11 protein-coding genes are annotated in these 11,367 nt (G+C 30.7%); 1 reads left to right on the top strand and 10 read right to left on the bottom strand.

What is annotated here, in order from left to right:
- The 8 genes from ACTHW2_RS06325 to larB all read right to left on the bottom strand — a co-directional run.
- Positions 1 to 489, bottom strand: a 489-nt coding sequence (locus ACTHW2_RS06325; RefSeq protein WP_442263125.1) for an ABC transporter ATP-binding protein, incomplete at its 3' end; no start/stop codon positions are given.
- Entirely contained in the window at positions 479 to 1,411 is a 933-nt protein-coding gene (locus ACTHW2_RS06320; RefSeq protein WP_442263124.1) for an ABC transporter ATP-binding protein, read from the bottom strand. The genes ACTHW2_RS06320 and ACTHW2_RS06325, both read right to left, overlap by 11 nt.
- A gap of 10 nt (positions 1,412 to 1,421) precedes the next feature.
- Positions 1,422 to 2,237, bottom strand: coding sequence for an ABC transporter permease (locus ACTHW2_RS06315; protein WP_442263123.1), 816 nt, complete (start codon positions 2,235 to 2,237; stop codon positions 1,422 to 1,424).
- Positions 2,238 to 2,239: 2 nt separating this feature from the next.
- The gene (locus ACTHW2_RS06310) at positions 2,240 to 3,220 is read right to left on the bottom strand and encodes an ABC transporter permease (protein WP_442263122.1); all 981 of its coding nucleotides are present in this window, start codon (positions 3,218 to 3,220) and stop codon (positions 2,240 to 2,242) included.
- A gap of 14 nt (positions 3,221 to 3,234) precedes the next feature.
- The gene (locus ACTHW2_RS06305; protein ID WP_442263121.1) at positions 3,235 to 4,833 is read right to left on the bottom strand and encodes an ABC transporter substrate-binding protein; all 1,599 of its coding nucleotides are present in this window, start codon (positions 4,831 to 4,833) and stop codon (positions 3,235 to 3,237) included.
- A gap of 107 nt (positions 4,834 to 4,940) precedes the next feature.
- Entirely contained in the window at positions 4,941 to 5,336 is a 396-nt protein-coding gene (gene larC / locus ACTHW2_RS06300) for a nickel insertion protein (protein WP_442263126.1), read from the bottom strand.
- Between the two features lie 29 nt (positions 5,337 to 5,365).
- Positions 5,366 to 6,238 carry a LarC family nickel insertion protein gene (locus tag ACTHW2_RS06295; protein WP_442263120.1) on the bottom strand — a complete coding sequence of 291 codons (873 nt, stop codon included), beginning with the start codon at positions 6,236 to 6,238 and terminating at the stop codon, positions 5,366 to 5,368.
- A gap of 1 nt (position 6,239) precedes the next feature.
- The gene (larB, locus tag ACTHW2_RS06290) at positions 6,240 to 7,013 is read right to left on the bottom strand and encodes a nickel pincer cofactor biosynthesis protein LarB (protein ID WP_442263119.1); all 774 of its coding nucleotides are present in this window, start codon (positions 7,011 to 7,013) and stop codon (positions 6,240 to 6,242) included.
- A 543-nt stretch (positions 7,014 to 7,556) separates the two neighbouring features.
- On the opposite strand from larB, the gene ACTHW2_RS06285 reads away from it, so the two are divergent.
- A complete protein-coding gene (locus ACTHW2_RS06285) occupies positions 7,557 to 8,669 on the top strand; it encodes a polysaccharide deacetylase family protein (RefSeq protein ID WP_442263118.1) in 1,113 nt (370 codons plus the stop codon).
- A gap of 162 nt (positions 8,670 to 8,831) precedes the next feature.
- On the opposite strand, the gene ACTHW2_RS06280 is transcribed toward ACTHW2_RS06285, so the two are convergent.
- Positions 8,832 to 9,548: an HAD family hydrolase gene (locus tag ACTHW2_RS06280; RefSeq protein WP_442263117.1), complete on the bottom strand. Its 717-nt coding sequence runs from the start codon at positions 9,546 to 9,548 to the stop codon at positions 8,832 to 8,834.
- A 43-nt stretch (positions 9,549 to 9,591) separates the two neighbouring features.
- Complete coding sequence (gene brnQ / locus ACTHW2_RS06275; RefSeq protein ID WP_442263116.1) at positions 9,592 to 10,887, bottom strand: branched-chain amino acid transport system II carrier protein; 1,296 nt, start codon at positions 10,885 to 10,887, stop codon at positions 9,592 to 9,594.
- Between the last annotated feature and the right edge of the window lie 480 nt (positions 10,888 to 11,367).

Below are 11,367 nucleotides of genomic sequence, written 5' to 3'. Positions count from 1 at the left end.
CCAAATTTGAGCCTGAGTTATTACATCTAACATGGTAGTTATTTCATCGGCTATTAAAACTTTAGTCTTTTTGTTTAGTGCTCTAGCTATACAAAATCTTTGAAGTTCGCCACCAGAAAGTTCCCTTGAATATCTAGTAAGCCATTCTCTTTTAATTCCCATTTTCTCTATTAAATCATAATCTATATGACCACTTTCTTCTATTACCTTTTTCATCTTCCATCTAGGATTTACTGACTTTTCAGGATGTTGATGTATAAGCTGGATAGGATTATACCCTTTATTTGATATTTCTTTACCATTTAATAAGACTTCTCCTTTACTTGCCTTTAAATATCCTGCCAATATTTTAGCAAGTGTACTTTTACCAAACCCACTCTTTGCAACTATCCCAACACGCTCTCCATCTTTTACTGTTAGATTCATATTATCTAAAACACTATTTCCATCTTTATATGTAAAGCTTAAGTTTTTTCCTTCAAACAGCATGACAGCACCTTACCATTCCTTCTCTTAATTCTCGCATAGGGACATTTTCTTTACATATATCTGTACGCATACTGCACCTTGGATAAAATAAGCATCCTCTTTCTATTTCCTCATTACTTGGCTGAGAACCTTTAATAGCTTTAAATCCATTTTGAGGGAGGGCCTCAAATAAGGCTTTAGTATAGGGATGTCTAAGGAATGTTATGCCTTTATTAAAATCTTTAGTTTTTGCTATTTCAACTATAGTTCCTGCATATAAAACTGCAATCCTATCTGCTATATCAAGCGCTAGATCTATATCATGAGTTATGAGTATTACTGACTTTCCTTTGTCTGCAAATTCTCTAAAATATTTGAGTGTTTTTCTAGCAATATCAATATCAAGCCCTGGAGTTGGTTCGTCAGCTATTATTAAACTTGCATCACTTTGATCGGCAGTTGAAACTAAGACTCTTCTTGCCATACCACCAGATAATTGATGTGGATAAAGTTCTTCTGATTTTTCACATAGATTATATCTTTTAAAAGATCTTCTTTGTTTACTTTTGGAATCTTTATCTTTTCTTGACCTTCGAACTTGTCTTCCAACTTTCATCAAGGGATCAAGATAAGATATTGACTGGGGAACTAAAACTATATCTTTTCCCCTTATAGATTTTAATTTCTTTTCTGTCAATTTTTCTCCCTTATAGATAAATTCTCCACCTACAAGGGCATTGCTCGGCAATATTCCCATAATACTATGAGCCAGAAGACTCTTACCACTTCCACTTGAACCTACTATGGCAAGAACCTCGCCCCTAAAGACATCGATCGATAAATTTGATATTGTTTTTGTTCTTCTTTTATCTAGTGCTTTTTTATACATATCAAAACTTACACTCATATTATTAATTTTTAGTAATGATTTTTCTTTTTTCATTTACAAAACCTCATTCCTGGGCACTATATGGATCTAATATTCTTCTTAAGTTATCCCCTAGTTTTTCAAATAACAGTACTATAAGAACTAATGATAAACCTGGAAAAAATGCTAGCCACCACATTCCAGATGATAAATATTTCATACTTTCGGAAAGTATTATTCCTATTGCTGGCTGTTCTGGTGGCATACCAAAACCTAGAAATGTAACTGAAGCCTCATGTAAGATAGCATGGGGAAATAGTAGTATAAGTCCAACTATAAATTGTGGAAATACAATAGGAATAATATGTTTTTTCAAGATATAAAATTTACTCTTTCCAAGTTTTCTACTAAGCTTTATATAAGATTCATTTTTTATTTGTAATACTTCGCTTCTAATAAGTCTTGCTAAGCTAGTCCAATGAGTTAGAGCAATTCCGATCAGTATTCCTTTAAATCCTCTACCAACTACAAATGAAATAATTATTAAAAGTAGTATATGTGGTATTCCCATAAATAAATCTATAATCCAATTTATTATATTATCAATCCATTTAGGAGCACTACCAGCTATTGCTCCTATTATTAAGGCCATAAGACTACTTACAAGAGATGCTATTAAACCAATCATTATGCTTGTGGAAAGGCCTACTAGAACCCTCATAAACATGTCTCTTCCCATCCAATCAGTTCCAAATGGATTGTTTAGTGACGGAGTTAAATTCTTAGAAGAAAAGTCTACATTAGTAGTTTCTTTCTTCATGATTATTCCGGATATAACAATAGCTAGTATTATAAAGATAGTAATAAAAGATATTATTTGCATTTTTTTTCTTCTATTCAATTTTAAACTCCTTCCTTTGTACTAGGATCAACTATTTCATAGCTTATATTGGCAATAGAATTACCTATAAATACAAAAAAGGCACTAAATATTGTAACTCCAAGTAAAAGAGGAATATCACTTTTTATACCAGCTTGTACAGCTATTTGTCCAAGTCCCGGATATGAAAATACATTTTCAACCAATATACTTCCACCAAATAGTTCACTAAAAGATGCAAATTGCAATGTAATAAGGGGTAAAAGGGTGTTTCTTATACCATGATTTACCATTATCTCTCCTTTACTTTCTCCCCTTGCTTTGGCAAATAAAACATAATCACTTTGTAATACGTGAATAATCTTTTCCCTAGTATGGAGTGCAACATTTGCAAAAGATGTAAGGCTTAAAGAAATTGCAGGTAATATAAGATGATGAATCCGTTGAAGTATTGTTACCTCTTCCGCTAATACTCCTGCTGGGGCACTTAGACCAACTGGAAATAGCTTAAGCCAAATAGAAAACACCATCAATAGCAATAATCCCACCCAAAATCCAGGTGTTGAAGCTAGTACTATAGATGTTGTCTTAAGTATTTTATCTATCCATCTTCCTCTAAATATACCCATAATCATTCCCAAAATATATCCTATAATACTTGAAAGTAACCAAGCCGTTCCCATAAGCAAAAGAGAGAGCTTAAATCTCTCAAATATAATATTTATTACAGGTTTTCTATATATCAGTGATATTCCAAAGTCTCCCTTTAAAATTGAAGAACTCCAGGAGATAAACTTTTCTACTGGTGACTCATCAACACTCCAATACTCCTCAATGTTTTCTCTCTGTGAAGGACTAACTGATACACCAGCTCCAACATAACTTTGAACTGGATCTATAGGAGAAAAACTCACAAGAATAAAAGAAATAATCGAGACTGCAATTAAAAGTGTAGCTAATCTTACTATATTACTCATTATCTTTCTTAATATTGATATTTTCATTTTTTACCTCACAATTACTTATTCCATTTCCAATCCCTTAAATTAGCTATCAATGGCCAAGAGTGACCATGGGGATGAATCTTCTGAGTCCCAATATCCAATCCTTCTCTTATATAGTATAGATGGTCTACATTTACAAGCCAAACCCAAGGGCTTTCTCCGATGGTTGCTACTCCTGTTTCTCCATCCCACTGAACCTTCTTCCAATGCTTAAAAGATTCTTGTCTATCTATTGAACTCATTGCATTATCAATATGAGTATCTACTATTTCGCTTGAAAAATATTCTGGATTATAATAGTCACGTCCCATATTGTCACTATGATACAATAGATAAGTTTCCATAGGACTTTGTGCTCCCCAGCCCATGAGAACTGCTTCACTAAACATCCTTTTATCAATTACATCCCAACTTGTGCCTTCAACATTTATTTTTATACCAAGTTCTTGGGCTTGTGATGCCACTGCCGAAGCTAATGCTTGTCTAGTTGAGTCTCCTGCACTATATAAAAGATTAAATTCTGCTTTTATTCCATCCTTTTCTCTTATTCCATCTTCTTTTTCCATCCAACCAGATTCATCTAAAATAGATTTGGCCTTTTCTTTAGAATATTCTACTATTGCATCTTCACTTGCCCAAGGCATATCATCACATTCAGTAAATGCTGGCCTGCCGTACCCATTTATTACATCACCTACTAGAGATTTTCTATCTATCCCATAAGAAAGTGCACGTCTTATAGATATATCTGACGTTACATCATTTCCTATCTTATTTCCATTTTCATCAAACTCTCCTTCATCTTTTAAATAAGGAAGAGTTAGACCTCTATTATCTATAGTTTTTAAAGATTTCAAATCCATTCCTTCTATTTCCTGTTCTGCTATATTTGCAGATGTCACAGCTACATCAAGTTCACCTGCTTTAGCTGCAACAAATGCAGTATCTTCTTCCATAAATAAAATGGTAACCTTTCCCACCTGTGGAATATCTTCATAATAGTTTTCGTTTGCCACCATTATAACTTGTTGTCCTTTATCCCACTGTTTTAATACAAAAGGGCCACTACCAATTGGATTTTCAGAATAATTTTCATCATAAGAATGTTCTGGAACTATTCCAGTAGCTGCAATTGTGTATAGAAATGAAGAATCAGGTTTATTTAGTTTAAATTTTATTTCTAAATCTCCTGTTTTCTTTATATCCTCCATATTTGTTAAATCTACAATGGAACCGCTCGATTTTGCTGTTTTAAATGTAAATACTATATCTTCTGCTTTTAATTTTTCCCCATCTGTATAGTAAACATCGTCTCTAATTGTAAACTTTAAAGTTAAACCATCATCACTTACTGTATAATCAGTAGCTAGATCATTTGCTATATCCATGTTTTCATCAGTTTTTACTAATGTACTTTGAAATAAGGGATCTCCGTATCTTCCCCAACCAAGACATGGATCAAATCCTTCTTCTGGTTCACTTCCTATTGCCATAACTAAACTTGAATCTTCAGATTCACTTATTTCAGATTTATTTTGACCTTCATTTCCACATCCTATAGATAAGGATAAGGTAAATATAAGTATAAATAATTTAATAATGTTTCTTTTCAAGCCACTCTCCCCTTACTAAGTATAATTTAAATTTAAAACAAAAACCACAAAGATCCCACTTAAAATTAAGTGATACTACCTTTATGGTTAGAGACCAAAGTCTTATTTTAGATTAGTTTCATAACTTCATTATACACTTTTTTAATAGCCATTTGCTTATCTATTGCAATCTTTTTACAATCTTCATATTCTGGAGAATATTTTATAATATCATTATAAGTTGATTTTTTAACTCTTATCTTTCCATAGATAGTATCTAACTTTTCTATTTCCCTGTCCATAACTGTTCTATCTACTTCAAATGTCCTTATTCCAATAGTAGAAGTTTCTTTAAATATTACTTCCTTAAGCTTATCCTCATCTTCTTTATTGCATAAAACTTCTAACTTTACAGCAGGTCTGTTTTTTTTCATATATATTGGTGTATAAAAAACATCTAAAGCTTTGTTTTGGAATAATTTTTCCATGACATATCCCAAAATTTCTCCTGTCGTATCATCTATGTTTGTCTGTAAAACCTTTACCTTTTCATCTACTTTTTTTTTACTCCTAAAACCATTCTTACCATATTAGGTATTTGTAAGTCATGGGTGCCTGCTCCATAGCCTACACTTTTAGCTTCCATATTTGGCATATCAGAAAACTCATCTACTATCCCTGCTACTATAGCAGCCCCTGTTGGAGTTACTAGTTCACTTTTAATTCCACTACTATAAAAAGGTATATTTTCTTCCTTTAATATTTCAAGTGTAGCAGGTACTGGAACAGGTATAAGCCCATGTTGGCAATAAACAAACCCACTACCTACGTGCAATGGCGAGCTAATAATCTTATCTATTTCCAATTCATTTAAGCAAATTGCAGTACCTACTATATCTAATATAGAATCTACTGCACCTACTTCATGAAAGTGAATTTCATCTAAGGGTTTTCCATGAATCTTTGATTCTGCCAAGGCTACATATTTAAATATTTTTTTACTAAGTTCTTTTATCTTTTCTTCTAGTTCACTTTCATCTATCAATTTTTCAATAGTAAATAAGTTTCTATCATGTGTGTGTGTATGTGATGAATGCTGGTTATGATTATGATCGTGGTCATGTTCATGAGTATGTTCATGGTGATGTTCATGGTGATGTTCATGGCTATGACCCTTTCCATGATCATGCTCACCTCCATGACTGTATTCATGATTATGTTGGTGATCTTCTTCTAAAATAATATCCACCTTTGTACCCATTATTGCATTTTTTTCTTTTTTATCAATTTTTATATGGTATCCATCAATATTTAATTTTTTAAATCCATCTAAAAGCACTTCTTCTTTAACTCCTAAGTCAATAAAGGCCCCTAAAGTCATATCTCCACTTATTCCTGCAAATAAATCTAAATAAAGTATATTCATACTATTTCCTATCTCCCTTTTCATCAGACATTTGGTTTATCATACTTGCCATATATCCTGCACCAAATCCATTATCTATGTTGACCACACTTACTCCAGATGCACATGAGTTTAGCATAGAAAGAAGTGCTGATACTCCACCAAAATTAGCACCATATCCAATACTAGTTGGTACTGCTATTACAGGTTTATCAACTAAGCCTCCCACTACACTAGCTAAAGCGCCTTCCATACCAGCAACTGTTATTATAACATTTGCTTTAAATAAAATATCAGTATTCGCTAGTAATCTGTGAAGACCAGCAACCCCTACATCATAAAGTCTTTCTACAGTATTACCTAAAACTTCTGCAGTTATAGCAGCTTCTTCAGCTACAGGTATATCTGCAGTTCCTCCTGTAACTACTAAAATATTATTCTTAGTTTTTTTATACTCTTCTTTTTTTACAATAACTGTTTTAGCTAATTCATTGTATTCTACATCTGATGTTATTTCTTTTATTGCCTGGTAAACATCACGATTAGCCCTAGTTCCTAATATGTTTACATTTTTTTCTTCCACCATATGTTTTACTATACCTTTGATGTGCTCTAAAGATTTTCCTTGACAATATATTACTTCAGGATACCCTGTCCTTATACCCCTATGGTGATCAATCTTAGCGTATCCTAATTCTCCATAAGGAAATTTTTTTAAATCTTCTAATACGGTATCTGAACTTATTTCATCATTTTTAAACTTATTTAATAAATCTAGTATTTGATTTTTATCCATTTATTCACTTCCTTATAGTTTTGTTTGAAGTCTTTACTATAACCCTTTTTCATCATAATAAATTCACTCCTTTATGTTAATTTTATTATATCAGAAATAAAATCATTATGTTTAGGTTGTCCCATCTTTATGCTGCAATTAACGCTTATAACTATAATATTCTTCTTTTATAAAAATATTACTTTACAACTTTTTCATTTTTATCTATCTTTTATTTTTATTGCTTCAAATATTCTTTTTTCCATTTAAATATAATTATTATATTTATTAAATTTGTTATAATGAATGTTTTAAAATAGTTAGTAAAAATATATATAAAGAAAAATTAAATTGCCGAAGTTTGACTGATTAGTGTTAAAATAAGAACAATTAACAAAACTTTAAAACAAAATAAAATAGCTTTATATATTATGTAATTATTTAATTTTTTATTTTTTATTTTAATTTGTTATACAATATGTATTTCAGTATATCATAGACAATTTTTATAGATAAAAATTTTATAATTTGGGTATATATTCTAATATAGAAAGGATGATATACATGAAAAATAAATTTAAGTGGTCATTATTCCTACTATCTTTCTTTCTGATATTTACTGTTCTAAGTAGCACTACACATGCACAAGAATTACCAAACACAACCCTGCTTTATTTACAAAGAGGACAAGCTGTAAGGGAAGTTCAAAGTGCATTAAATAAATTAGGCTATAATCTAGCTACTGATGGCAGTTATGGACCTAGCACAAGGGGTGCTGTCTTAGATTTCCAAAAAAAGTATTCTAGTTTAAGGAATGATGGTAGTTATGGACCTAATACTAGAAGTTTTTTAGTAAAGGTTCTTAATAATGATGACGACAACAATAGTGGAGACAATGATTATAAACTTCCAAATACAACTCTTCTTTATTTACAAAGAGGACAAGCTGTAAAAGAAGTTCAAGGTGCATTAAACAAATTAGGATATAATCTAGCTACTGATGGTAGTTATGGACCTAGCACTCGCTCGATTATGTTAGAAACTCTTAATAATGGTGGAGGTAATAATAGTGGTGGTGGAAATCCATCTGGAAAAGTTGCATATTTAACCTTTGACGATGGTCCTTCAAAAACTGTAACACCTAAGATATTAAATATCTTAAATGATTATAATATAAAAGCTACTTTCTTTATATTAGGTAATATGGCAGAAGATAGTCCAGAACTAATTAAAAAGATAAAAGCAAATGGACATTCTATAGGAAACCACACTTATAGTCATAAATATGATTATATATATGCTAGTTTAAATAACTTTTTAGGTGAAATAAATCAAACTGAAAATATATTAAAAAATATATTAGGAAATGACTTTAAAACAAATCTACTAAGAATGCCTGGTGGATCTTTTGGATCTGATAGAGCACCATATAAACAGGCTGCAATAGATAGGGGATATAGAGTTGTTGACTGGGACGCATTAAATGGAGATGCAGAAGGAAAGCATGTACCCGTAAATCAATTAATCTCTCGATTAAAAGAAACTGTAAAGGGTCAAAAAGAAGTTGTAGTTTTAATGCATGATGCTTATGGAAAGGAAACTACAACACAGGCTCTTCCAAGTATAATAAAATATCTTAAAAACCAAGGTTACTCTTTTAAACCATTAGCAGAATAATTAAATAAAATAAAAGGATCAATTTCTAATTTTAGAAATTTATACTTTTGTTTTATTTTTACTATTATCATCCATAACTCCTAAAAATATAGTTAGGGTAGTTTTTGCATCTAAGACACTATATACAAATGGTCTGTTAAAATCTATAGTTTCTTTTAAATATTATTTTAGACTTGGTAGACTCTTAACAAATCTATAAAAAACTTCATAGTTACCTTTATGATCTATGTTTTTATCTTCTTTTATATAACCTATTACAAAATCATTTATTAAATAAGTTTCTATACCTATTTCTTTTGCTATCATATCTTCCTTTATATCGTTACCAACCATAAGACAATTCTTAGGATCTTTATCTATATTTTCCAATATTTCCCTATAAAAATCTAGATTTGGCTTGCAAAAATGCATCTTTTCAAAGCTTGTGATAAATTCAAAGTCTTCTTTTTTAACTCCTGCCCACTCTATCCTATTTAAAATAGCAGTTTCAGGAAATAAAGGGTTTGTAGCTACTACTAGACTATAGCCCTTTTCCTTAAGCAGGTCTACTGATTTTATCATGTCTGCATTTTGCTTACTAACATCCCTAACCTTATTAAAATCTTCCCTATAAAATTCTTCTAGTATAGGATTTAAAACTTCTCTTTTATGTCTTATATTTTTATAGAAGTCTTCATAAAAAGCTTCTTCGTTAGTCTTATGAGTTTCTGTATTTCCTACCATATATTTAGTAGAATTCCATAGATGACTAGTTATTTCCTCTGGTGTAAAGAAGTCTTTAAGTTTAATAGATAGTTCCTTAAAATATCTTTTAGTAAAAGCTTCAGTATCCATCGGTAGAAGAGTGCCATCTAAATCAAATAATATTGTGTTTAACATGCTGTTTTCATCCTTTTCCTTTTAATATTCTTAAGTCTAATCTTTAAATGTTTCCTTTTACCCTAAATTTAGAAAATAATGCTCCTATTATTAGACCGGTTAGTGAAAAAAGTATCCATCCAAAGCCTGCTTCCCAAAGGGGTAATTTTGAAAATAGTTTTACTAAAGCAAAATCTTGAAATCCTGCAGCCTCTATTCCTGAAACTAAACCTATCGCCAATGTAAAATATATTGTTGTTTTATAAAGAAGATCATGCTTTATAAATTTATCAAATAAGTTTAAAAGTGTTAGAACTATTACTGTTGGATATATGCTAACTAAAAGTGGCACTGAAAAGGATATTATTCCTTCTACTCCTTTAACAGACAGTATGGCGCTTATTATTACAGCTAGTAAGACTACATATTTATATTTTAACTTATTATTAGAAACCTTACTGAAAAAATCTCCTGTGGCTGTTATAAGGCCTATTGAAGTTGTTAAACAAGCTAGTCCAACTATAAGGCTTAAAGATATACTTCCATACCCACCTAAAAGATAATGAACGATAGTGTTAAGTAGCTCTGTCCTTCCTAGGTCAGCAGCTAGTATTGGTGATAGCTTAGCACCTAAAAACGTAAGCCCCCCATATACAAGAGTTAGGCCTATAGCAGCTATAAGTTCAGTATATATAGTATATTTAGTTAAAGCACTTTTTGATTTTATTCCCTTTTCCTTAAAATTAGAAATTATCATACCTGCTAATACCATCGGTGCTAGTGCATCCATCGTCTGGTATCCTTCTAAAAAGCCTATGCTAAACTGATTCTTTCCAACTATAGAGGTAATTTCCATAGGCATAAATATTCCTTTTAAGAAAATTATCAAAAGTATAAAAAGCAAAAAAGGTGTCATATAAGTTCCTATTATATCTATAGTCTTTGATCTGTTCATTGCAAAATAAAGAGTTATTCCAAAAAATATTATAGCAAATAATACTGGATTAAAGTTTGGGAAAAATGGAAGTATTGATACTTCAAAAGTAGTTGCACCAGTTCTAGGTACTGACATCAAAGGGCCTATAAATGATATGAGTAAAGCTCCTAATATTATACTAAATTTAGGACTTACTCTTCCTGCAAACTTTTCTGTATCCCCTTGGTTTTTAGCCATGGCTATCATTCCAAGAGCTGTTAATCCAGGTCCTGAAAGTGCAAACCCTATCCAAGCCCATATCCAAGACTTACCTGCATGAAGACCTAAATATGGAGGTAATATTAAGTTCCCAGCTCCAAAAAATATTGCAAATAAGGCAAATCCTGACACTATAATATTTTTAATTTTAAAATTGTTTTCCATGTTTTTTCTCCTAATATATTAATTTTGATAAAAACAAAACCTCTCAGCAAAATTCATTTGAGAGGTTTTTTCCTATAAGTTCATTATACCCTATATTGTCTATAAAAAAAAGAAAATATATCTAATATCTAGTTTAAAATATTATATTAATAAATCCCCCTAGTCAAACAGTCCCTGAAAGTGTATAATTATAATGTAATATTTTGTCAATATATATACAATTTTAACAGTTATATACTAAAATATAAAATTTAACTACTATTTTAATTCCTATAAAAACATGTCACGATTTTAAGAGATTAATAATAATATATCGGCTCTATTTATAGGGCCGATATATTATTATATTTTCATATATTTTATGACACTATCTTAAATTTATAAGATTTAGTAACTGCTTAAATACTACAAGACAAATATTATACATATATAGATAGTTGCAGAATGTGATTTTTAAAAATATCTGTGTTATCCACAAGA

This window comes from Tissierella sp., from assembly GCF_052089545.1.
Classification (GTDB): domain Bacteria; phylum Bacillota; class Clostridia; order Tissierellales; family Tissierellaceae; genus Tissierella_A.
The sequence above is the reverse complement of the archived record's forward strand: the minus strand, read 5'-3'. Positions and strand labels throughout refer to the sequence as shown.